At 31.4% G+C, this 25,074-nt stretch carries 22 protein-coding genes; 11 read left to right on the forward strand and 11 right to left on the reverse strand.

Going from position 1 to position 25,074, the window contains the following annotated elements; translation table 11 throughout:
• Positions 1-15 precede the first annotated feature (15 nt).
• The 9 genes from Q4512_RS12580 to Q4512_RS12620 all read left to right on the forward strand — a co-directional run bounded on the left by Q4512_RS12580 (position 16) and on the right by Q4512_RS12620 (position 9,167).
• The gene (locus Q4512_RS12580; protein WP_303425240.1) at positions 16-1,092 is read left to right on the forward strand and encodes an LptF/LptG family permease; all 1,077 of its coding nucleotides are present in this window, start codon (positions 16-18) and stop codon (positions 1,090-1,092) included.
• Positions 1,079-1,981, forward strand: coding sequence for a DMT family transporter (locus Q4512_RS12585; protein ID WP_303425242.1), 903 nt, complete (start codon positions 1,079-1,081; stop codon positions 1,979-1,981). Before Q4512_RS12580 ends, Q4512_RS12585 begins: the two co-directional genes overlap by 14 nt.
• A 54-nt stretch (positions 1,982-2,035) precedes the next feature.
• Entirely contained in the window at positions 2,036-2,989 is a 954-nt protein-coding gene (locus Q4512_RS12590) for an acetyl-CoA carboxylase carboxyltransferase subunit alpha (protein ID WP_303425244.1), read from the forward strand.
• A 168-nt stretch (positions 2,990-3,157) separates the two neighbouring features.
• Positions 3,158-4,693: a replicative DNA helicase gene (gene dnaB, locus Q4512_RS12595; protein WP_303425247.1), complete on the forward strand. Its 1,536-nt coding sequence runs from the start codon at positions 3,158-3,160 to the stop codon at positions 4,691-4,693.
• A gap of 36 nt (positions 4,694-4,729) precedes the next feature.
• Positions 4,730-5,743, forward strand: coding sequence for an AI-2E family transporter (locus Q4512_RS12600; protein ID WP_303425250.1), 1,014 nt, complete (start codon positions 4,730-4,732; stop codon positions 5,741-5,743).
• A gap of 55 nt (positions 5,744-5,798) precedes the next feature.
• Positions 5,799-6,716, forward strand: coding sequence for an aminotransferase class IV (locus tag Q4512_RS12605; protein ID WP_303425253.1), 918 nt, complete (start codon positions 5,799-5,801; stop codon positions 6,714-6,716).
• Positions 6,709-7,440: a sulfotransferase family protein gene (locus Q4512_RS12610; protein WP_303425256.1), complete on the forward strand. Its 732-nt coding sequence runs from the start codon at positions 6,709-6,711 to the stop codon at positions 7,438-7,440. The genes Q4512_RS12605 and Q4512_RS12610 overlap by 8 nt, the downstream gene beginning before the upstream one ends.
• Positions 7,441-7,492: 52 nt before the next feature.
• On the forward strand, positions 7,493-8,749 hold the full coding sequence (locus Q4512_RS12615; RefSeq protein ID WP_303425258.1) for an asparagine synthetase B: 1,257 nt from the start codon (positions 7,493-7,495) through the stop codon (positions 8,747-8,749).
• Between the two features lie 142 nt (positions 8,750-8,891).
• Positions 8,892-9,167, forward strand: a complete 276-nt coding sequence (locus Q4512_RS12620) for an EF-hand domain-containing protein (protein ID WP_303425261.1) — start codon at positions 8,892-8,894, stop codon at positions 9,165-9,167.
• A 50-nt stretch (positions 9,168-9,217) separates the two neighbouring features.
• Here Q4512_RS12620 and Q4512_RS12625 read toward each other — a convergent pair whose 3' ends face one another.
• The 3 genes from Q4512_RS12625 to Q4512_RS12635 are packed head-to-tail and all read right to left on the reverse strand — an operon-like array spanning position 9,218 to position 13,516.
• The gene (locus Q4512_RS12625; protein WP_303425264.1) at positions 9,218-10,018 is read right to left on the reverse strand and encodes a hypothetical protein; all 801 of its coding nucleotides are present in this window, start codon (positions 10,016-10,018) and stop codon (positions 9,218-9,220) included.
• Entirely contained in the window at positions 9,991-11,166 is a 1,176-nt protein-coding gene (locus Q4512_RS12630) for a CHASE2 domain-containing protein (RefSeq protein ID WP_303425266.1), read from the reverse strand. The genes Q4512_RS12625 and Q4512_RS12630 overlap by 28 nt, the downstream gene beginning before the upstream one ends.
• 34 nt (positions 11,167-11,200) lie before the next feature.
• On the reverse strand, positions 11,201-13,516 hold the full coding sequence (locus Q4512_RS12635; protein ID WP_303425268.1) for a sel1 repeat family protein: 2,316 nt from the start codon (positions 13,514-13,516) through the stop codon (positions 11,201-11,203).
• Positions 13,517-13,686: 170 nt separating this feature from the next.
• Between Q4512_RS12635 and Q4512_RS12640 the strand changes: the two genes are divergently transcribed.
• Together Q4512_RS12640 and Q4512_RS12645 are read left to right on the forward strand one after the other, a co-directional pair.
• On the forward strand, positions 13,687-13,899 hold the full coding sequence (locus Q4512_RS12640) for a hypothetical protein (protein ID WP_303425270.1): 213 nt from the start codon (positions 13,687-13,689) through the stop codon (positions 13,897-13,899).
• A 27-nt stretch (positions 13,900-13,926) separates the two neighbouring features.
• Positions 13,927-15,126, forward strand: coding sequence for a cupin domain-containing protein (locus tag Q4512_RS12645; protein ID WP_303425272.1), 1,200 nt, complete (start codon positions 13,927-13,929; stop codon positions 15,124-15,126).
• A gap of 101 nt (positions 15,127-15,227) precedes the next feature.
• Here Q4512_RS12645 and Q4512_RS12650 read toward each other — a convergent pair whose 3' ends face one another.
• The 8 genes from Q4512_RS12650 to thrS form a co-directional block, all read right to left on the reverse strand.
• A complete protein-coding gene (locus tag Q4512_RS12650) occupies positions 15,228-15,725 on the reverse strand; it encodes a hypothetical protein (protein ID WP_303425275.1) in 498 nt (165 codons plus the stop codon).
• Between the two features lies 1 nt (position 15,726).
• The gene (locus Q4512_RS12655) at positions 15,727-17,169 is read right to left on the reverse strand and encodes a C1 family peptidase (protein WP_303425277.1); all 1,443 of its coding nucleotides are present in this window, start codon (positions 17,167-17,169) and stop codon (positions 15,727-15,729) included.
• Positions 17,170-17,314: 145 nt separating this feature from the next.
• Entirely contained in the window at positions 17,315-18,118 is an 804-nt protein-coding gene (locus Q4512_RS12660) for an HAD family hydrolase (RefSeq protein WP_303425279.1), read from the reverse strand.
• Between the two features lie 99 nt (positions 18,119-18,217).
• Positions 18,218-21,481, reverse strand: coding sequence for an amidohydrolase family protein (locus Q4512_RS12665; protein ID WP_303425281.1), 3,264 nt, complete (start codon positions 21,479-21,481; stop codon positions 18,218-18,220).
• A gap of 145 nt (positions 21,482-21,626) precedes the next feature.
• Complete coding sequence (rplT, locus tag Q4512_RS12670; RefSeq protein ID WP_303425283.1) at positions 21,627-21,971, reverse strand: 50S ribosomal protein L20; 345 nt, start codon at positions 21,969-21,971, stop codon at positions 21,627-21,629.
• Positions 21,972-22,069: 98 nt separating this feature from the next.
• Positions 22,070-22,267 (reverse strand): 50S ribosomal protein L35, encoded by a 198-nt coding sequence (rpmI, locus tag Q4512_RS12675; protein ID WP_303425285.1) that lies wholly within the window; start codon positions 22,265-22,267, stop codon positions 22,070-22,072.
• Between the two features lie 81 nt (positions 22,268-22,348).
• Positions 22,349-22,864 carry a translation initiation factor IF-3 gene (gene infC, locus Q4512_RS12680; RefSeq protein WP_303425290.1) on the reverse strand — a complete coding sequence of 172 codons (516 nt, stop codon included), beginning with the start codon at positions 22,862-22,864 and terminating at the stop codon, positions 22,349-22,351.
• A gap of 69 nt (positions 22,865-22,933) precedes the next feature.
• A complete protein-coding gene (thrS, locus tag Q4512_RS12685; protein WP_303425287.1) occupies positions 22,934-24,868 on the reverse strand; it encodes a threonine--tRNA ligase in 1,935 nt (644 codons plus the stop codon).
• Between the last annotated feature and the right edge of the window lie 206 nt (positions 24,869-25,074).

Genomic DNA, 25,074 nt, shown 5'->3' on the forward strand with positions numbered 1-25,074 from the left:
AAAGACAATAGGAAATTGAAAATACTGGATTGGTACATATTAAAACGCTATTTGTCAACATTTTTTATGATGTTGCTACTTTTTATTCCTATAGGAATAACGGTGCATCTTGCCGAAAAGATTGGTAAAATTCTTGAAAATGATGTACCAATTGGAGAAGTGTTACTTTATTTTGTAGATTTTACAATCTATTTTGCGCATCTACTTTTTCCGCTATTTTTATTTTTATCGGTTATCTTTTTTACTTCAAAACTTGCTAATAATACAGAAATCGTTGCTTTTTTAAGCTCAGGGGTTTCTTTTACTAGGTTTTTAAGACCTTATTTAATTGGTGCGTCTATAGTTGCCGTTTTTGCTTTAATCTTAGGATTGTATTTAGCTCCAGAAGCTAGTAAGGGGTTTAATGACTTCGATTTTAAATACTTTAAAAAAGGGAAAAGTGCAGCAAATACCAAAAACGTGTATAGGCAGATTAATGATCATGACTATATATATGTAAGTAGTTTTAACATTAAAGAAAAACTAGGACACAATTTTACTTTAGAACATTTTGAAAATGATAAAATGATCTATAAAATGGAAGCACAAAATATTCGATATATTGAAAAAGATTCTACCTATAGAATGATTAAATATTTAAAAAGAACCATAGGCGAACACGAAGATATTATTGAAAAAGAAAGAAGAAAAGATACTTTGTTTGCTTTTGACTTAGAAGATTTAACACCTGTAGAATATATTGCAGAAACGCTAACCTATGGAGATTTAACTAAATTTATAGCTAAAGAAGAAAAAAGAGGTTCTTCTAATATTGGGCGTTATAAATTAGTCAAATATAGAAAATGGAGCTTGCCAGTATCGGTATTTATTTTAACCATTATTGCCGTTGCAGTATCGTCTATTAAACGCCGTGGAGGTATGGGAGTAAACCTTGCTTTTGGTATTTGTATAGCAATGATTTTTGTCTTTTTTGATAAAATATTTGGAGTTATGGCAGCACAATCCGATTTCTCTCCATTATTGGCAGTCTGGTTTCCAAATATACTCTTTGGTATTTTAGCTATATATTTATTATACAATGCTAAACGATAAGCTAAAAAATTATCTACACTTACATGTCCTCGTTTTTATAGCTGGTTTTACAGCAATACTTGGAGAACTAATAAGTATTAGCTCTGTGCCATTAGTCTGGTTTAGAATGTTAATAGCAAGTATATTAGTTGGTATTTATATTGCCGTTTCTAAAACGAAAATAAAACTTTCCTTAAATGCGATAGTAAAATTATCGATAGCTGGAATTATTATTGCCTTACATTGGATTACTTTTTTTGGAGCCATAGATGCTTCTAATATCTCTATAACATTAGCAATGTTCTCTACAGGAGCCTTTTTTGCTTCTCTTATTGAACCAATAATTTATAAACGAAAAATTATTTGGTATGAAATCCTTTTTGGATTTATTGTAATTTTAGGAGTGTATATTATTACACAAAGTGAAATGAAATATTTAAACGGAATTATTCTAGGTATTACTTCTGCTTTTTTATCTTCATTGTTTGCTGTCCTTAACGGAAAGTTTTTAGAAAAATATTCAGCAACTAGCATTTCTTTTTATGAATTTATTAGTGGCGTTGCTTTTATAACCATTTTCCTATTGGTCTTTTATGATGGTTTTTCACTTTCTTTTTTTCAATTACCAACATCCGATTATATATATTTATTTATTCTTGCATCTATTTGCACTGCTTATGCATTTATAGCTTCTGTGTATGTAATGCGCTATATAAGCCCATATACTGTCGTTCTTACCTATAATTTAGAACCTATTTATGGTATTTTATTAGCTGTTTTACTTTTTCCAGAAAAAGAAAAAATGACAACAAATTTTTATTATGGAGCTTCTTTAATTCTTGGAGTAGTGCTACTTAACGGGATTTTAAAAAATAGAAAAGCTTTAAAAGCAAAGAAGATAAAAGAGTAAACAAAAAAATACGTAATTTTGTACACTAACTATTAATTAAACTTAAATTCAAAAATGGAATATTTAGAATTTGAACTACCAATAAAAGAATTAGAAGATCAATTGCAAAAATGCCAAGTTATTGGTACAGAAAGTGAAGTGGATGTTACAGAAACTTGCAAGCAAATTGAAAAAAAACTTTTAGCTACCAAAAAAGATATATACAAAAACTTAACACCATGGCAACGTGTACAAATGTCACGTCATCCTAACAGGCCTTATACTTTAGATTATATTAAAGCGCTTTGTGGGGAGTCTTTTTTAGAGCTTCACGGGGATAGAACTTTTAAAGACGATAAGGCAATGATTGGTGGTCTTGGTAAAATTGGAGACCAGAGTTTTATGTTTATAGGACAACAAAAAGGATTCAATACTAAAACAAGACAATATAGAAACTTTGGGATGGCAAATCCTGAAGGATACAGAAAAGCATTGCGCCTAATGAAATCTGCCGAGAAATTCGGTATTCCTGTGGTTACTTTGTTAGATACTCCTGGGGCATACCCTGGATTAGAAGCCGAAGAACGAGGACAAGGAGAAGCTATTGCTAGAAATATACTGGAAATGACAAGACTAAAAGTGCCAATTATAACAATTGTTATAGGTGAAGGTGCTTCTGGTGGAGCATTAGGTATTGGTGTAGGTGATAAAGTACTAATGCTTGAAAATACTTGGTACTCTGTAATATCACCAGAATCTTGTTCTTCTATTTTATGGAGAAGTTGGGAGTTTAAAGAACAAGCTGCAGATGCTTTGAAACTTACTGCAACTGATATGAAAAAACTTAAAATAGTTGACGAAATTATAAAAGAACCTTTAGGTGGAGCACATCAGGATAGAGAAAAAACGTTCGCTTCGGTAAGTACTGCAATTCTCAAAACTTTTGAAGAACTTAAAAACTTATCACCAAAAGATCTGGTAAACCAACGCATGGAAAAGTATGCAAATATGGGAGTTTATAAAAGCTAAACCTTATAAACCCACTTGATGAAAAAATCTGAAGTACTACGCTTCAGTTTTTTTTATGCTTATTAACAATTTTTATTACTTATTAACAGTTAAAATGTTAACTACCTGTGAAGATTGAACTATCTTTATACGTACAATTATCTTAACAATTTATTTACATTCGCTCCTATGAAGCAACCAAACCCAATAAAAGGCTATCCAGTCGATAAAAGCACAATAATTAATCTTGAAAGAGGCAAGATACCTCCGCAAGCTCTTGATTTAGAAGAGGTTGTGCTTGGTGCGATGATGATAGATAAAAAAGGGGTAGATGAGGTTATTGATATTTTAAGTGCCGATGCTTTTTACAAGGAAGCACATCAACATATTTTTGAAGCAATTTTTCAATTGTTCGAAAATAGCGAACCTATTGACTTATTAACCGTTTCTAGTCAATTAAAGAAAAATCGAAAGCTAGATCTATCTGGTGGCGATTTTTACCTAATATCGCTTACGCAAAAAGTGTCTTCTTCTGCGCATATAGAGTTTCATGCTCGTATTATTTTACAGAAATTTATTCAACGTAGTTTAATAAAAATCTCTTCAGAGATCATTGAAGATTCCTATGATGAAACTCAAGATGTTTTTGATCTATTAGATAAAGCAGAGTCTAAATTATACGAAGTAACACAAGGAAATATTAAAAAGTCGAGTGAAACTGCTCAAGATTTAGTAATTCAAGCAAAAAAGAAAATTGAAGAGATATCTAATCAAGAAGGATTAAGTGGTATTGCTACTGGATTTAATAAATTAGATAAACTTACTTCTGGTTGGCAACCTTCCGATTTAATTATTGTTGCAGCTCGTCCTGGTATGGGTAAAACAGCATTAACCTTGTCTATGGCTAGAAATATTGCTGTAGATCAAAATGTACCCGTTGCATTTTTCTCTTTAGAAATGGCTTCTGTTCAATTAATTACTCGTTTAATTTCTAGTGAAACTGGACTTTCTTCCGAAAAATTAAGAACAGGTAAACTAGAAAAACACGAATGGGAACAATTAAACGTTAAGGTGAAAGGTCTAGAAAAAGCACCGTTGTTTATTGACGATACACCTTCGCTTTCTATTTTCGATTTACGTGCAAAAGCTAGACGTTTGGCATCGCAACATGGTATTAAATTAATCATGATCGATTATTTGCAGTTAATGACTGGTGGGCCAAGTCATGGTGGAAATAGGGAACAAGAAATCTCGATGATTTCTAGAAACCTGAAAGCACTAGCTAAAGAATTAATGGTGCCTGTAATCGCACTATCACAACTTTCACGTGCTGTAGAAACTCGTGGAGGAAGTAAAAGACCATTGCTATCCGATTTACGTGAATCTGGAGCAATCGAACAAGATGCAGATATTGTAAGTTTTATTTACAGACCAGAATATTATAAAATTGACGAATGGGATGATGAAGAGCGTTCTCCAACCGAAGGACAAGCCGAATTTATTATTGCAAAACATAGAAATGGTGGACTAGAAAATATACGTTTAAAGTTTATTGGACACCTAGGAAAGTTCGATAATTTAGATGATTTTGATTCGCCTTTCGAATTTCATTCTAAAATGAATGCCGCTGCAAATGATGATACTTTTAAAACAGAAAATTTACCATCACCAAATGATGCATTTGGAGGTCCTGATGATTTTGACGATAATGATGTGCCATTTTAAATTTAAAAAGGCCGATTTTTTTAAACAAAAACCTACATGCTAAACGAACGCAGAACTACGAATATACTACTGTTAATTATTGTAATACCAATAATGTTTTATTTATTAAAAGTATTATCTTTTATATTCATTCCTTTGGTTTTTGCAATGTTTATTGCTTTGTTGTTTTTACCTGTAATGCGTTGGTTAAGTAAACGTAGAGTTCCAAAAATTATAAGTATTCTTATTGTATTATTGTTAATAGCAGTAGGTTTAAAAATAGGAGTAGAGTTAATAAAATTATCTAGCAAACAAATAATGGCAAGCGATACTGCCTTTTTTGACAAAGCTGAAGTAAAGCTTAGTGATGCTGCGCTATATTTAGAAAATACTTTTGGATTAGAGCTTCAACAGGATAAAAATTTCTTATCTCAGTTTATTGAAAAAGAAAACATAGGTACTACTGTTGGCTTTTTACGTAAGTTTTTCACCATGTTACTCATGACTGCTTTTTTTGTAGTTCTCTTATTAGCAGAATCAATTAATATGCAGGACGTTTTAAATAAAATGGTTTTAAAGAAAAAACGAACCTCCTTACTTGCTTATGGCAAAATACAAAAAGAGTTAAATACCTTTATCAAAGTAAAATTTCTGGTAAGCTTTTTAACAGGAGTTGGTACAGGTTTAGCTTGTTATTTCTTTGATGTTAGTTTCCCTATTTTTTGGGGCCTTTTTGCCTTTGTAATAAACTTTGTGCAAATGGTAGGTTCCTTTATCGCAGTAATTGCGCTTTCTATTTTCGCATTTGTAGAACTAGATCCAACTAGTACTTTATTTTTCTTTATAGTAGCCATTTCTGGAGTTCAAGTATTGTTTGGCGCGATTTTAGAACCTGTTTTTATGGGTAAATCCTTCTCGATAAATATTATTACAGTATTAGTAATGTTAATGTTTTGGGGATTTCTTTGGGGGATTCCAGGACTTATTATGGCAATTCCTATTACTGTTTTTCTTAAAATTATTTTTGAACAGTTTCCTAGTACCAAAAAGATTTCCGATTTAATTTCTTAGATTAATTTCTTCATTTTTATTACCTTACTTCTTTAAATAAAAAGACAATAAGTTAATGGTTCATGGTACACATAATGCTGTAGAAGACAGCAGAAATAGAGATATTCAAGTTTATATTAATGGTGAATTCTTCCAAAGAGAAGATGCTAAAATTTCGGTTCTAGATAGTGGTTATCTTGTTGGCGATGGTATTTGGGAAGCCCTTCGTTTACACAAAGGAGTGCTCGTTTTTCTTAAAGACCATTTAGATCGATTATGGCAATCTGCTGCAAGTGTTGGTATGAAATTTCCTTTTACCAAGGAAGGTTTAGTAGAGGAAGTTTGGAAAACACTTCATAAAAATAATATGCAAGACAATGTGCATGTTAGAATAATGATTACTAGAGGAATTAAAAAAACACCATCGCAAGACCCTAGACTTACTATTTCTGGACCTAATGTGGTTATTTTACCGGAATACAAAAAAGCATCACCAGAAAGTAAAGAAAAAGGTATAACTCTATTTACAAGTACAATTCGTAGAGGTTCTCCCGACTATCTGGACCCTAGATTAAATTGCCATAGTAAATTGCATGAAGTTCAGGCGCTTATTCAAGCTATTGAAGCGGGAGCAGACGAAGCCTTAATGTTAGATATAAATGGCTTTGTTTCTACCTGCAATGCCACCAATTTTTTTATTGTAAAAGATGAAGAAGTATATACTTCTACTGGACAATATTGTATGAATGGAATCACCAGAGCTAAAGTTATAGAGGCTTGTAAATTAAATAATATAGCGTGTCACCAAAAAGATTTTTCTTTATTTGATGTATATGGAGCAGACGAAGCTTTTGTTACCGGAACCTTTGGAGGGCTAACTCCTGTAACTAATATTGATGGTAGAAAAATTGGTGAAAAGTCGTTTGGAGATTTTACAAGAAAATTAAGTGGCTTATATCATGAATTAATTGATAAAGAAGTGAAAAATGGATAATACGAAACGCATTTGTTTATGGTCTGGTCCAAGAAATATTTCTACTACTTTAATGTATAGTTTTGCACAAAGACAAGATACTAAAGTGGTTGATGAGCCTTTGTATGCACATTATTTAAATAATACAGATGCAAAAGAGTACCATCCAGGAACACAAGATATTTTAGATACTTTAGAAAAGGATGGTAATATAGTACTCTCTAAAATGATGACAAATAATGAAAAACCTGTTTTCTTTTTTAAAAACATGACGCATCATTTATTGCATATTAATCGCGATTTTATGAAAGAAAAAAATGTGTATAATGTTATTTTAACTCGAGATCCTCTAGAAATGCTTCCGTCGTTTGATAAAGTAATTAAAAACCCTAGCATTGCAGATGTTGGCTATGCAAAACACACCGAGTTATTAGATTATTTAGAAGCAAATAACATAAAACCAATTGTTTTAGATTCTAAACGAGTATTATTAAACCCTAAGAAAGTATTAACTAAATTATGTGAATTTGTAGGAATTCCATTTGATGAACAAATGCTTCATTGGCAAGCTGGAGCAAGACCAGAAGATGGTAGTTGGGCTAAATATTGGTATACAAGTATCCATAAATCCACAGGTTTTTTAGAATATAAACCTAAAACAGAAACCTTTCCAGAACATTTAAAACCACTATTAAAAGAGTGCTTACCACATTATAATAAACTAATTAAATATGCAATTGGTTAAAATTGTACTAATGCAGTTACAAAAGGAATAATTTTTGAGTATCTTTCATACAATGAAAAAAATAATAACACTTCTACTAATACTCTTAGTAACACAAACATACGCTTCTTACATCCTAATTCCAATGGATGCAGAAACGCAAAAAAACCATTTAAAAGCATACGGAATTACCTATTGGACCTTAGAAAAACAACTAAAAGTTAAATGGTTGCTTAATTATAGAGGTGGATCTTTTCTTGTTCCAGATAGTCAGGAAATTCAACGCGAATGCCAAATTAGAGGTGTTTCGTTCGAAATATTATCTAACGCTAAAGCCGAAAGTATTCTTCAAGAAATTAGTAGCCCTAGTAAAAATATGGAAGCTGTCGTGTTAGAAAAAGCACCAAAAATAGCAGTATACACACCAAGAGGAAAATTGCCTTGGGACGATGCCGTAACAATGGTTTTAAGTTATGCCGAAATACCTTATGAAACTATCTATGATGAAGAAGTGCTAAACGACGCCCTTTTATTATACGATTGGTTGCATTTGCACCACGAAGATTTTACAGGACAATACGGTAAATTTTATAGAGCATACAGAACTGCAGCTTGGTATATTGAAGAAAAAAAGGAAGCAGAGGCTTTAGCAACGAAACTAGGTTACAATAAAGTATCTCAAGAAAAATTAGCCGTTTCCTTAAAAATTAGAGATTATGTTATTGGTGGCGGTTTTATGTTTGCTATGTGCAGCGCTACAGATAGTTTCGATATTGCACTTTCTGCAGAAGGTATTGATATTTGCGAACCCATGTTTGATGGGGATGGTAGTGATGCCAATTACCAAAACAATATTGATTATAGTAAAACCTTTGCTTTTAAAGATTATACTTTAGAACAAAGCCCCAATGTGTACGAGTTTTCTAGTATAGATATGACCCAGAAAAGAAGAATAGCTAAAACTGTAGATTATTTTACACTCATGGATTATTCCGCAAAATGGGATCCAATTCCAAGTATGTTATGTCAAAACCACACCGCATTGGTAAAAGGTTTTATGGGGCAAACCACATCTTTTACACGCAAAGAAATTAAAAGTAACGTATTGGTTATGGGCGAAAATAAAACCAATGGAGAAGCAAAATACATTCATGGTATAAAAGGGAAAGGGTTTTTCACCTTTTATGGTGGTCATGATCCAGAAGATTATACGCATCGAGTAGGAGACCCAAAAACCGAATTAGATTTGCATCCAAACTCTCCAGGTTACCGACTAATATTAAATAATGTGTTGTTTCCGGCAGCTAAAAAGAAAAAACAGAAGACTTAAAATAATTTGGGCGTTCCAATATTTTAAAAAAAATATTGGCAGGCTTTCCGTTATATCTTTTGCAAAAAAGCAAAAGGATGTCACTACAATCCTTAACGCAACACCGAAGAAAATTTCTTAAATTTAGAAAACAAAAATAATCATGGCAACAAAAGAAATCATACTAAATAAAATTCAAATTTTAATAACAAACAATTTTGATACACCAGAAGCTGCTTTTGCTTTTTTCGATAAAAATAGCGATGGTAAGCTAGCAAAAAGTGAAATAGTGAAACTATTAAAAGAAGCCGAAATAAATGGTTTTATACGTGGTTTAGTCACTTCAAAACTAATAGAAGGTTACGATAAAGATGGAGATGGTTTAATTGATTGGGAAGAATTTAAATTCGCAATAGATGAAATTGTAGTAAAAGGGTAAAATTAAACAAAATTTGTAAAACAAGTTTAGTATCTATGATGGCATAGGTTTTAATAACATAGTTTATAATCTTTACATAGTATTGTTTTAATCTCTAATTTAGAAAGTCCTAATTTTTTAAGGTCACTAATTAAATCTTGAAGATTTGATTTTTCAACTTCAAAAGTGTCTTTGTCCAATATTGTAAAACTATAAAAGTCTATAGTATTTAGGTTAGGGTATTTCGTATTTGAAATCGCCCAAAGATATTCTTTGCCAGGGACTAATAGCTTTTTATCTACAAACAAGGCCAAGTGGTTGCCAGTAACTCCAATTTTATGAACATAATCATAATCTCCTTTTTCTTGTAATAAAAAGTACATGGGTTTCCCTGTACTTTCCGGTATCCAAGAAAATTCTATTTCTGGACGATAAATTTTAATACTATCTACAGGATTTAACATTAATGAGTCTAAACTGCTTCTATAAACAACACCTGTGTGTTCTTTTGTATCCCCTTTTTTAGAAAATTGATTCCAAACATAAGACAAATACTTTTTAGAAAAAGAAGAAACATCTGTAGTTGCTTTATAGTCGTTGATTTCTGTAATTGGGTATTCTGTCTTACTAGAGTTATTATTTGGTAATTGAAATAAATTCCCCTTATCATCTACAATTAATAAGGAGTCATTTGGTTTTAACTGAATTATATCGTCTGTTTTAAGTTTGTTTCCCTTTTTTACTTTGGTTACGCTATTTAATAAAGGATTACCTACACTTTTAAATACAAAATAGGATTCTTGACTGTAACCAACAAAGGAGATAAGGCTAATAAATAATAGTATTAGTTTTGAAAAAAGTAACTTTTCCATGAATATTTTTTGTTTAGGTAATTCGTTAATATTTTATAAAGTGCAATAAATTCTACACTAAGTAACATGATTGCTATAATTGGAGCAGCTTTTAAATAAATGTTTTTTTTCATTAAGAATAAAGAAATCCAAATAAAAATAATGGTAAAAAGCAATTGCACTACTTTTTTTAATAACATGTATTTGGCAGGAGACTTCACACTTTTTGCAATAAAGTATACAAGAGCAAAAAAAGTAATAATAATAGTTAAAAGAGCAATGATGTACTTTGGTACTAAGTAAATAAAATCATTAGTAATTAGCATTTGTACTATGTTGGCTTGAATTATTATACCAAACATATCTGGAGCACTTTTGCCTATTGGTCTACTATTTAAAGGTGTAAAATGTTTATCTTCAATATCATAAATATTACCAAGAGGTTGCCCTATATAACCCAACAATACAATAGCATTATCTAGAGCATCAATTTTTTCTGATTCCATTATTTCAGAATAACTGTAGGTTAGATATTTATTGTAGTCTCCATAATATTTAATAGGGATTTCTTTAACTAACTTTTTTTCTAAGCTAGAATCCCATAAATTACCTAGATACTTTTTTGCTACTACAGCTGAAAAAGCTTCGTAAATAGTATCGTTTAGCTTTTTAAATCCTTGATAGTTTCTAATAACATTGTTTTGTTTGTCAAAGTTTAAATTAGAATACCCGTGAAGTGCATTTACTTTGGTTATCGAACTATGGTTTTTAGTAATAACATTATCATAAAATGCATATGAATTTATAACATTGTCTTTATTTAATTCTACAGCAAGTAAAGAATCTACAAATACATCTTTTTGTTGTCTAAAAATGGCATCTATACCAATAACTTTAGGATTGCTTTTTTGAACATTATGTAATAATTCTTGTAATTCAAAACGGTCTAAATGTTCAATGTTAATAATTACAATATCTGTGTTAATAGTAGTATCATCTCCTAATTTTTCGGAGTAAAAAATATCTAAAAAGCTAAAGTCTTTAAATGCATTTGAAAAGGGATTAAAAACAGACATATTAATCACTATAAAAGATACTATAAAAAGCATGAAAAAGGAGAATAACATACAAAAGAAGGCATCTTTGTATAGTAGTTTTCTAGTATTCAAAATATAATATTTAGGTTCTGTGAAAGATAGTTTTTTAGTTCTTTACGTTTAATGGTTGATCCATTTTTTTTAATCTTTTAAGCGCAAATTCATCCCCTTGCATCCCAGCTTTTCTATACCAATAAACTGCTTGCTTTTTACTTTTTTCGGTGCCTTTACCACGTTCAAAAAGGTTACCTAAATAGGATTGACTTTCTTTATGACCTTGATTGGATGCTTGTTTAAAATAGAATAAAGCTTTTTCGTAATCTCGCTTTACGTTGTCTCCTTCTTGAAACATATAACCAAGAGCATACTGGCAATTTAAATCATTTAATTCGGCGCCAAGCATATACCAATTTAACACTTTTTTCATATCGGTATCTACACCATCTCCTTGAAGATAAATAGTCCCAATTCTATAATGCGCTGCTGGATGGTTTTGTTTTGCAGCTGCCGAATAGTATTTTAAAGCTGTTTGGTAGTCTAATATTGGTCCTGCATCTACAGAATACATCTCTCCAAGTAAATATTGTGCGTTTACATCTTCTTTTTCTACAGCTTTATTATACCAATAAATGGCTTGTTTTTTATTCGTATTCACACCAATACCATAATGATACATTCTACCAGTATTTGTTTGTGCTTCTGTATAGTTTTGTAAAGCAGCTTTTTCATACAACTCTGCTGCAATGGCTAAATTTTTAGTTACTGCAACTCCGTTCTCATTAAATTTGGCTAAGTTATTTTGTGCATGAGCATCTCCTTTTTTAGCTGCTTGTTCATATAAGGAATATGCTAATTCTATATTTTTATCTAATCCAGTTCCTGTTTCATACATAAAACCTAAACCACTTTGAGCGGTAGCATCTCCTTTTTCGGAAGCTTTTTTAAACCAAAATTCTGCCTCTTCAAGATCTATAGATGTACCTTTCCCATTAAAATACATCATCCCTAAGCTACTTTGTGCTTTTGTATTGTTCTTTTTTGCAGACTTTTCATACCAATTAAATGCTTCCTCTAAATTTTTAGAAATACTTATTCCATTTTCTAAAGCATTTCCATAATTAAATTGTGCGTTTTCATTTCCTTGCTCTGCTGCTTTTTTAAAAAGAGCTACAGCTTTCTCAGAGTTTTTAGAAACACCTATTCCATTAAAGTACATAACACCCAATTCATTTTGTGCAATGGCATAATCACTTTCAGAAGATTTTTTAAGCCAATAAACTGCTTTTTCTAAACTTTGTGTTTTTGTGTCTGTTCCATTTTTATAAATCATGGCAAGCTTAAATTGCGAAAGTACATCACCAAGTTCTGCCGCTTTCTGTATCCAATAAACCGCTTGTTCGTTATTCTTTTCAAAACCTAAACCGTTTTCATACATATAACTTAATGCACTTGCATATATAGGTAGTTTTGTTTTTTCAAATTGTTTTGTAAACCATGTAGTTTGAAAACCTTCCGTAAATGTTTTTTTTGCTTCTTCTTCGTTTGCAGTTACGCCTACACCATTAATATATAGTTTTGCTAATTGAAAAGAGGATGCTACAGATCCTTCATTATGTCCTTCTAATGCATAGAAAAATGCCTTTTCATTATCAATAGGAGTACCTAAGCCCATAACAGACATGTTCGATAAATAAAAGTTAGCATCGCTAACACCTTCATCTGCTGCTTTTTTAAAGCTAGTCAAGGCTTCATCAAAACTTTTTTCGCTAAATTGTTTTTCTGCGGTTTTAAAAGAAGAAGAACTAACAGATCTTACTACCTCAGTGGTTGTTCCATCAGAAGCTTTAGACCATCCTTTTTCTATAGATGCAAGTCTTAACTCTTTGGCTGGATGTGTTAACGAAGGAGTGTCACTAATAAGCTCATTAATTGCTTTTTGGGTATCTTCTAAAGATGCACCCATTTTTGCTAAAACAAAACCAGAAAATTCATCTGCCTGTAGTTCAACTTTGTGAGTACTACCACCAGCTTTAAGGGTGTGACCATTTAAATGATGTCCAATTTCATGAGCCAATATACTTGTAGCTCCCCAATCGGTATTCGTTTTGTTATTTACTTTCGCAAAAAATTCTTTATCATAAAGAATATATCTTTCCATACTGCCTAGTCCAGAAGGTACAGTTGCAGCAATTGCATTATTTATATTGGGACATTCTTGAACCATAAAATTACGGTACAGTCCAACTTGTTCTAAAATTTCGTCTACAACAGCTTCTGCTTCATGGTTACTCATGAAACCATACTGTGCACAGGCGTTTTTAACTTCTTCGACACTTTGATAACCTTGATATCCACACATTTTGATATCTTGTGAAAAAACTACGGAGGATATAAATAATAGGAGTAAGAGAATATTTTTCATGATAATAGTTACTTTGATAGGGTATTTTAAGAAAATATTTATTAATAGCGTAAAACAAAGATAATATTATCTGCAAAAAAAATATTACACTTTGTTGATTTTATTGTTTCATATTTTTTTTATATTTACAAACGATGCTATTATCAATAAAAAAACTAAACTAAACTTTTATGAAATCATTAAAAAAAGACCAATTAAAATCAAAATCAATCATGGGTATTTCAGGAAAATCAGTAGCTAAAACTTTTGCAGTTTTAGGTCTAGTGGCTTCTGTATATGCTTGTGAGGAAACTGCAGCTTGTGATAATGACACTAGTACTGTAGCAGACCCAGCAAGTTCAAGCTCTGATGCCGATGTAACTTCTTTTTCAGACGACTGCTAATAAATTGTAATTTCAGGAAATTATAGAATGCCTCAAAAAAAATATTTTGATTGGTTAATTCATCCAATTACAAAAGAAACTTTTTTATCAGATTATTTTGAAAAAGAAGTTTTGCATATTAAACAAGATAAATCGAGAACTTCTAGTTATTATAATTCTTTATTAACTAGAAAAGTTTTCGATTTATTTTTAAACGAACAAAATGTAAAATATCCAGATGTTCAACTTGTTGGAACTTCTATCGATTTTAAACATCGGGATTATTTACATACAGATAACAGTATAAACTTACCAAAACTGTATAAGTTTTATGCAGAAGGTGCAACAATTAATGTTGTTGGTTTAAATAGTTATTTAATGTCTTTAGGGAATTTATGCGATAATTTAATTAAAGAAACTTCCCATAGATATCAAACAAATATATATTGTACTCCAAAAGAAAAGCAAGGTTTTAATACACACTATGATTCTCATGATGTAATTGTACTACAAGTTCATGGATCTAAAGAATGGGAAATATATGATAACCCAGTAGAGTTACCATTAAAAGGACCTCAAAATTTTACCCCAGAAATGGATTTAAACCCCGTTTTAAAGCAAAACATTACTTTAAAAGAAGGAGAATTACTATATATTCCACGTGGTGTTATGCATAATGCTAGAACAACGAATACTTCTTCAATTCATATTACTCTTGGAGTCATGGGAACTTCTATGTTTAAATTAGTTTCTAATAGTATAACAAAGGCTGCAACTAATAATATTGAATTAAGAAAATATCTTCCTTTTGGGTATATTAATAATGAGCAACTCAAAGAAGAAATTAGCAAATCTTTTAAACAAGTGATTACTGATTTAGAGAGTAACATAGATGTGAAGTCTATTATTAATGATATGGAAGATGATGTAATAAAGCATATGCCTTCAAAATTAGTTGGTCAATTAGAATTAATTGATGCACTAAATGAAAACGTATTAGATTACCATACGAGTACTTTTTCTCTTCGAAAAAATATATTAATTAAATATGAAGTAATAGGAGAGGAGCTAATTATTAAAGCGAATGGGTTAGAACATTCTTTTCCAGATTACGTTTATAATACATTTAAAATTATATCCTCTAAAGAGCATTTTAATGTTAAAGATTTAGGAAATGATTTAGATGATGAAGGAAAAGAAGTGCTATTAGAGCATTTAATTACTGAAGGAATTATTTACGTGCATTAACTTTAGCCTTTTTAAAAGACTATTATCTTTTATTATTCCATACTATAAAACAAAAAAACATCTATTAAATAGATGTTTTTTTGTTTTTACTTAATCCTTGTTTATTGAAGCTGCAAAAGCATATCATGTAATTTATTAGAAACAGGAATAATATTTTGACCTTCTAGATTGATAAAGCCTATATGCTTCAATGTAGGATCATATATTAGGTTAAGAAACTCATTATCTTTTTTAACTACAAATTGTATTGTAGGATTAATTTCTAATTTCTCAGAGTAGTTTTTCCAATCATACGAATTATCATTAAGAATGTTTTGAACTAGTAAGTTGGTTGCTTTAGTATCTAGTTTTTTTTGAAAAACAAGTTTGTTAGAGGTTTCTCCTTCAGAACCTTCTATTGGTTTTTGTACAATTTTGTATAGCGAAATTTCACTAGATTGTTCTAAAACTGAAATAGGAGTATTGTTCAATAAACTTTTTAAGGTAGTAGTATTGGGTGTACTTGCCTTAAAAGCACTTTGCTTATTCTTATTACTTTTACAGTTGTAAGTAGTTAAAAGCACTATAGATAACAAGACTATTTTTAAGATTTTAAACATCTTATCTTCTTTTTATATCCAAAATCATTAATGCAATACTACCTTCTGTAAACTCTGAAGTAAACCCTATTTTATCAGTATTTAGAGTTATATCGTCTTTACTTATTAGTTTATCATTAAATATAACATAGAGTTTGTCTAGAATATTCCCTTCCATAGTATCTAGGTTATTTTTTACTTGATCCATGTCTATTTTATCCAAAGAGAAAATTACAATAGAATAATCAGAATCAATATCTCCATTAAGTCTAAACCAATGTTTTTCTCCAGGTATTACAACCGAGGTGTTCTCATAATTTATATATGGACTAACATCTTCTTTATGAGGAAATAACACGCCGTTTTGCCCCTCGCTATCTGCACCAAGTACATAGACATAGGATGGTTTATTTACTTTGGCATACATTCTATATTTGGTGTTAGCAGGGTAAATGTTTTTTGTTGTATAGTCTCCAATACTTTGTACTTCTTCTTCAACAACAACCTCTTGCCAACCTAGAACACTTTTTTTGTAATCACCAGTACCTAAATTAATATCCATTGTAGAACCATCAAATAATTCTAAATCTAATTCTCCTGATAAAACATTTCTTTCTTGTTTGATCGGTTTTTTCTGCGGAATCATTTCAAAAGCATACTTCGTTAAATTGGCAAAATCTTCATATCTAACCCAGATAAAACCATCATTTCCCCATTGTTTTCCCCAACTATTTACAATTTCAAAAGAACCGCCGTATTTTTCATCATCATATCCAATAACACACATTGCATGTCCACCAGTAGTTTCAGTATATTCTGGTTCAAAAACAGTTTTCGCAGTATAAAAGGAATTTTCGATCATAAAACCAATAATTACTGGATTTCCGTTTACTAAAGATCTTTTTACAGATTCTATTTTAGTTTGATTACTTTCCCCATCACCATATAATCTTGTAAAATCTTTAATTTTATTTTCTTTAGCCTTGCTAATTAAAGTTTCTGGTATAGACGAATCACACATAACATCGTAATCATTAAATAAAGGCGTTCCCATTTCTACCATTACTTTTAATGCTCTGTTTATATATGCTCCTCCTTGACAATTATAATCATCATCAATATTAGAATTTAAATAAGTAAAAACAGGAGAGTAGGTGTTCTTATTAATATCTTCTTTTGCAGTAAGATCATTTCTTCTAGCATTTAAAATGGTTCTACCGTAATACGCAGAAGACCATCCTACACATGTGCCATATCCACCTTGATTTTTAATTTCTGGAACAAACTCTTTTAAGGAAGAACTTGTTTGATCGCTTATAACATCTTGAAAAGCTACATTTCTAGCTTTCATTGGAGTTTTATTATAAGATGCGTCATCAAATAAAAGGCCCGTCTTAGGTTTGTTTTGGGCAAAAATGGAAATAGTAATCGTACAAAATAAAAGAATAGTTAGTTTGTTCTTCATGATTTTAAATTTAAGTATAAGTTAATAGCTAACGACTAAGCTAGAAAAAAAATAATTAATATACAATTCATTTAATTATTAAGAGTTTACATGCTAAATAAAGGGAGGGCATTGTATGAGAATAATTTAAATCGTAAAGGACTATTTAGTATTGTATGTTGTTGATAACTAGCTGTTCAAGGATGCGTTCCACACCAAAATCATCATTATTAGAAGTCTGGTAATTCGCAATGGCTTTAATGTTATCATGCGCATTTTCCATAGCATAGCTATAAGTTGCACATTGAAGCATTTCAAAATCATTATTGTAATCACCAAATGCCATCGTTTCGGCAGTACTTATTTTATGTTTTTTTTGAAGAAATTGTATGGCATGCCCTTTATTGGTTATTGCATCCGATATATCTACCCAGTGATTTCCAGATACCACAACATTATATTTTGGAGATAAATCTTTTACAAAAGGGTAGATGTTGGCTTCTGAACTTGTTGGATGATAAAGTGCTATTTTAATAACCTCTTCTTTAATTTCTTTAATAGAATCAATGATTGTGTAATTCGAATAATATTCAGAAAACAACTGGATCATTTCATCAGAAGCTCTTTTAATATACGCTTTATGTTTGGTGCAAAAAAGAGGATATGTGTTTTCTATAGTATTTACTATATTAAATAATTGGCTTACTTTTTCATTACTTAGAGCATTAGATAGCAGTAATGTTTCATTTTCTATAACTAATCCGCCATTCTCTGCAACTATAGTAATGTCTTCTTTTATAGTTTTAAGCTTTTCAGTAATACTATAATAAGGTCTTCCGCTTGCAGCAACAAATAATATATTTTGTTTTTTTAGTTGTTTAAAAATTTCGAAAAACTTACTACTAACTTCATGGTTGGAGTTTAGTAAGGTTCCATCCATATCTGTAATAACCATTTTTACGTTTTTCATACAATCTTATATTTTATTTGAAGATATGAATATTAAAAAATAGGATTCAAAAAAAAATGTTAAGTTAATGTAAACAAAAGGATTTATGTTTTTTCTCGTTTAATGTTTGCCTAAATGACAACCGCAAGCACCTCGAGTAAAACTTTGACTTTCAATATCCCAAGGGAAACTTGCATTGTATTTGTTATTCTCCCAATAAAAAGGAGTACGTTTTTTTGGTTCATTACCTATTTCATCCATAGTTTCGCTATCATACAAACGGCCATTAATCATAGTGTAAATAATACTTTCAGAATTGCGAATATCTTCTAGTGGATTATTGTTCATTACAATTAAATCTGCTAGTTTGCCTTGTTTTAAAGATCCAATATCTGCTGCCATTCCAATATAATCTGCACCATTTATCGTTGCAGCTTTTAATGCTTCATGGTTGGTCATACCTCCTTGTTGAAGCATCCATAATTCCCAATGCGCACCAAGGCCTTGTAGTTGTCCATGCGCGCCAAGGTTGACTTTTACACCAGCATCTGTCAAAGCTTTACAAGTTTCTGAAACTAATATATGACCATTTTTATATTCTTCTTCTGGAGCCATAGTGCGATGCCTTGCTCTAGCATCTAAAATTCCTCTTGGCATAAATTGTAACAATTTTTTATTTTCCCAAACATTCGTGTTTTCGTAGAAATAATTTTCACCATTTAATCCTCCATAATTTACTATAAGTGTAGGTGTATATCCAACATTACTTCTTCCCCAAAGCTCAAGAACATCTTTATAAACAGGAGCTACAGGAATATTATGTTCTACACCAGTGTGGCCATCCATAATCATAGTTATATTATGATAAAAAGTCGATCCTCCCTCTGGCACAACAAAAATGCCTTCTTCTCGAGCGGCTTGTAATACTTGCTGACGTTGTTCGCGTCTTGGTTGGTTGTAACTCTTAACAGACAAAGCACCAAAAGCTTTTGTGCGTCGAATGGAAGAACGAGCGTCTTCTAAATTATTAATGGTGGCTTTAAAATCGCCGTCTGCTCCATATAATATAAATCCAGTAGAGTAGAGGCGAGGTCCTACTAATGTTCCTTTTTTTTGCAATTCGGAAAGCGCAAAAACGGTTTCCGAATTTGCAGAAGGATCATGTGATGTTGTAACTCCATAAGCTAGATTTGCATAGAATTGCCAATGCTTTTGCGTGGTTAATCCTGCTCTAAATGCACCAATATGCGCATGTACATCTACAATTCCTGGCATAATAGTTTTTCCGGAAACATCATAAAGTTTAGCTTGAGATGGAATGGTTACTTCTGAAGAATTTCCTATAGCTTCAATTCTATTATTTTTAACAATAATAGTTCCGTTTTCAATTATTTGATTGCCTTCCATTGTAATAATTCGTGCACCTTTAAATGCAATTACTCCTTGAGGTTTATCTGTATTTATAGTTAGAGGTATTTGAATACCAGTTTCTGTTAATTTTGTTTCTTCGGAAGCTTCCGCAGTAAAGTAGGTGTTCCCTAAAGTCCAGTGTATTTTTTTACTATCCATCGACCAATGTAAATTGATACCAGCATCTTTAGAAATTTGCGTAATTGGTACAAATTTGGATTTATCTGTTATATCTAAAGTCTGTCCAGACTTTGGCATTGGTGCTATATATACTTTATGTAAGTGTATAAAAGCAATCCAATTTCCGTCTGGACTAGGAACCAATCGATTTCCATGTTTTGACTTAATTAATACACGTTCGTCCTGTCCATTTAAATCTACACTTTTTAATTCTTTAGTAAGAGCGCCAAAAAACATGCCTCCTTTTTGATATATAATTCGGTTTTTATCTGCATTAAAAATCGGGAAATCTCCTTCTTTAGTAACGAACTCGATATTGTTTCCGTTTGCATCCATTCTATAAATACCAGTATCCTTGGTAAAAGATCTACCTTGTGCTGTATTTCCGGACTGCTTATTAAATACAATATGTTTTCCGTTTTTAGAATATGAAGGATTTCTATAAATCCCTTTTTCTTTGGATATTTTTATTGGAATTCCTCCGTTTGCTGAAATAGTATAAATAGCTCCAAGAGTTTCATCATTCCAAGTTACATAAGTAATGTTTTTTCCATCCGGAGAGTAGGTTGGTTCAAACTCAAAATCGGTTCCAGAAGTAAGACGTTTTGGAGTCCCGTTTGGCATCTTCATCGTCCATAAATAACCTATTGCATTAAAAACCACCGTTTTTTCATCTGGAGATGTTACCAAATGGCGAATAACTTTTGCTTTAAAAGACTCTGGAGCAACAGGAGTATCGACTTCAATAGCTTTTGCAATTTTAATGGTTGCTTCTACTTGAAAAGGGATAGTACTAACTTTCAAAGTTTTGGTATTAATTCGTTTTATTTTTCCGCCAGACCAAATCACAATATCTTCGTTATTTGGCATCCAATTAAAATTAGTGTAGACTCCAAAAATAGCCCAAGCTTCTTGTTGGTCTTTATTTAATGTGTTATAAATAGGCCATTCTTCGCCAGTTTCTAAATCATGAATATATAATACCGTTTTTGTACGTACACGTTTTACAAAAGCTAACTTTTTACCATCTCTAGAAATTTGTGGTCTTGCTGCTCCTCCAGGTCCACCAGTAATTCTTTCGGTTTTACCAGTTTCCATATTATAAGCATTAATAGCATAGATTTGTTGGTTTGGATTTTTATTGTATTGAAAAAAACCACCAGGATAAACATCTTCACTATAATATAAATGTTTCCCATCTAATGATAAACTTGGTTCGTTTACATCTTGTTGCTCATTTTTCTTTTTGGTAAGTTGCAATCCACTACCACCAGTTTTATGATACATCCACATTTCTCCAGCACCTAAAGATCGACCAGAAGTAAAGTGTTTTCTTGCGATAAGATAGTTGCCATCTGGTGTCCAAATAGCGTTATTTAGAAGTCTAAAATTCTCTTTGGTTATTTGTTTAGCATCACTACCATCAATATTCATGATCCAGATATTATCTCCACCACCAGCATCACTGGTAAACGAAATTTGTTTTCCATCAGGACTAAAACGTGGTTGGATTTCGAATGCTAAGCCTTCTCTAAGAATAGTTGCTTTCCCTCCTTGAATGGGCATAATATATATATCGCCAAGTAAATCGAATACAATTTTAGAACCATCTGGACTTACATCGAGATTCATCCAAGTACCTTCATCTGTAGCGAGTGGGAACTCTTTATAATCCCAGTTTCCTTCTGGGTTAGAAACATCCCATTTTTCTTTCTCCTTCTCTTCATTTTCTTGACTAAAAACAGTTATTGTAAAAGCTAGAAATAGGATGGTAATAAGAGATATACGATTCATTAGTTATGTGTTTTATACGGAAAGATACTTATAATAATTCAAAAAATTTTGTTTTGTAATTTTGATAGTAGACAAAAAAAAATCCGAATCAATTAAGATTCGGATTTTTTTATAAGCGAAATATGTTATTATTTAGGCAAAAGCCTTATTTTACTTTATCTACAATTGCTTTAAAAGCTTCTGGGCTGTTCATTGCTAAATCGGCTAAAACCTTACGGTTTAATTCGATGTTGTTAGCTTTTACTTTTCCCATGAATTGCGAATAAGATAAACCGTGTTCTCTAGCTCCAGCGTTAATACGCGTGATCCAAAGTGCACGAAATGTTCTCTTTTTATTTCTACGGTCTCTATACGAATATTGCATCGCTTTGTCCACCGCATTTTTTGCTACTGTCCAAACGTTTTTACGACGTCCAAAGTAACCTTTTGCTTGCTTAAGAACCTTTTTTCTTCTGGCTCTCTTTGCTACTGAATTTACTGATCTTGGCATAATTTAATTGTTTTTTGTAGTAGGCGACTAACTAAATAGTACTTTTTATTGTGCCTAACTCCAGGGTTATTAATTTGTTTTAACCTATTAAAATAATGTTACTTTAAACGCATCATTACTTTAACATTGTTCTCATCTGCTTTATGTACTAAACCATCATGAGTTAATTTAAGCTTACGCTTCTTCGACTTCTTTGTTAAGATGTGACTCTTAAAAGCGTGCTTTCTCTTAATTTTACCAGTACCTGTAAGCTTGAAACGCTTTTTAGCACTAGATTTTGTTTTCATTTTAGGCATTTTCTCCTAGGTTTTATAATTTCGCTTATTATCTTTATACTAAAACTATTTTAGCATGTAATCAATAGAATGAACTATTGTTTATTTATTCTTTTTTGGAGCGATAAACATTGTCATACGTTTACCTTCTAATCTTGGCATTTGCTCAACTTTTCCTAATTCTTCAAGATCTTGAGCTAATTTTAATAATAAAATTTGCCCTTGTTCTTTAAAAATTATAGAACGTCCTTTAAAGAATACAAATGCTTTTAATTTAGCTCCTTCTTTTAAAAACTTTTCGGCATGTTTCTTTTTAAATTCATAATCATGATCATCTGTTTGAGGACCAAATCTTATTTCTTTAATAATAACTTTTGTTGCCTTAGATTTTAAAGCTTTGTCTCGTTTCTTTTGTTCATAAAGAAACTTCTTATAGTCCATAACTTTACACACAGGTGGTATTGCTTTAGGCGAGATTTCTACAAGATCTAAACCTTGTTCGTCTGCTATTGCTAAAGCTTGCTTTGTTTTATATACACCTACTTCAATATTATCTCCTACTAACCGAATTTCTTCAGCTCTAATTTTAGAGTTAATTCTGTGTTGGTCCTCTTTTATTACTCTAGGCGAGGATGATCTTCTTCTACGTATTGCTATGACTTTTCTATTTAAGTTAAACTTATTATTTTAAAATTGTTTTAATGTCTTATTTACTTCTGTTGTTACAATTTCTGAGAATGCATCTACACTAATCATGCCTAAATCTTCTCCTCCATGTTTTCTAACAGAAATTTTACCTTCTTGCTCTTCATTTTCACCAACAATAATCATATAAGGGATTTTTTTCATTTCTGCTTCCCTTATTTTCTTCCCCATGGTTTCATTTCTATTGTCTACCAAGGCGCGAATTTCGTTATTTTCTAGCAAACTTAAAACTTTTTTCGCGTATTTTTCATATTTCTCACTAATTGATAGTACAATAACTTGGTCTGGCATTAGCCATAGTGGGAAATTACCGGCAGTGTGTTCTAGTAAAATAGCTATAAAACGTTCCATACTCCCAAAAGGAGCACGATGTATCATGATTGGCATGTGTAGCTCGTTATCACTACCTTTGTAGGTTAATTCAAAACGCTCAGGTAAAGTATAATCTACTTGAATAGTACCTAATTGCCATTGTCTTCCAAGGGCATCTTTAACCATAAAGTCTAATTTCGGACCGTAAAATGCTGCTTCACCAGTTTCTACTACATAATTAAGTCCTTTTTCTTTGGCTGCATTTAATATAGCGTCTTCTGCTTTTTTCCAGTTTTCATCACTACCTATATATTTATCCGGATTTTCAGGGTCTCTTAAAGATACCTGTGCTGTAAAATCTTCAAATCCTAAAGAACCAAATACATAAAGTACTAAGTCTATTACATCTTTAAACTCTTTATCTAATTGATCTGGTGTACAGAAAATATGTGCATCATCTTGTGTAAATCCTCTTACACGAGTTAAACCGTGTAATTCTCCACTTTGTTCATATCTATAAACCGTACCAAATTCTGCAAAACGTTTTGGTAAATCTTTATAAGACCATTGACTACTTTTGTATATCTCACAGTGGTGTGGACAATTCATTGGTTTTAATAAAAACTCTTCTCCTTCTTTTGGTGTTGTAATTGGCTGAAAACTGTCTTCTCCATACTTAGCGTAATGACCAGAAGTCATATAAAGCTCTTTTTGTCCAATATGTGGTGTAACCACCATTTCATAACCAGCCTTTTTCTGTGCTTTTTTCAAGAAGTTTTCTAGACGTTCACGTAAAGCTGCTCCTTTTGGTAACCATAAAGGTAACCCTTGTCCAACTCTTTGAGAAAAAGTAAATAGCTCTAATTCTTTTCCAAGTTTTCTGTGGTCTCTCTTTTTAGCTTCTTCTAGTAATTCTAAATAAGCAGTAAGTTCTTTCTGTTTCGGGAAAGAGGTACCGTAAACACGTGTAAGTTGTTTGTTGTTTTCATTTCCTCTCCAATATGCTCCTGCAACAGATAATATTTTAACCGCTTTTATAATTCCTGTGTTAGGAATATGTCCACCACGACATAAATCTGTAAACGTGTCGTGATCACAGAAAGTAATAGTACCATCTTCAAGGTTTTCTATTAATTCTGTTTTGTACTCGTTGTCTTTATATAAAGCTAACGCTTCTGCTTTGGATGCATCTCGCATTTTAAATTCGTGTTTTCCACGAGCAATCTCAATCATTTTATTTTCAATAGACTTGAAATCTTTTTCCGAAACGGTATGCTCGCCAAAATCTACATCATAATAAAACCCATTATCAATAGCTGGACCTATAGTTAGTTTTATTCCTGGGTATAAAGCTTCTAATGCTTGTGCTAATACGTGTGCACTTGAATGCCAGAATGCTGTTTTTCCTTCATCATTATTCCAGGTGTATAAAATCAAAGATCCGTCACTGGTCAACTTGGTTGAGGTTTCAATAGTTGTACCGTTAAAACTTGCTGAAATAACATTTCTAGCTAAACCTTCGCTAATACTTTTAGCAACATCCATAGGAGTAGCATTTTCTTCAAATGCTTTTATGCTCCCGTCTGGCAAAGTAATTTGTATCATTCTATATTATTAATTATAAGCTACAAATATAATAGTATAAAAATTCACTCACAATATATATATAGGTATAAATTTATAATACCTAAAAACAAGACGTTTCCATAATAGGTTGTATTATTTATTTACCAATTCTTTTTATAACTATTATAGCGTTCCGCTACTTATCCTATGGGCTAAGTATCGTCAGGCTCTCCGCTATATCTTTT

This window comes from Oceanihabitans sp. 2_MG-2023 (genome assembly GCF_030547245.1).
Taxonomy (GTDB): Bacteria; Bacteroidota; Bacteroidia; order Flavobacteriales; family Flavobacteriaceae; genus Oceanihabitans.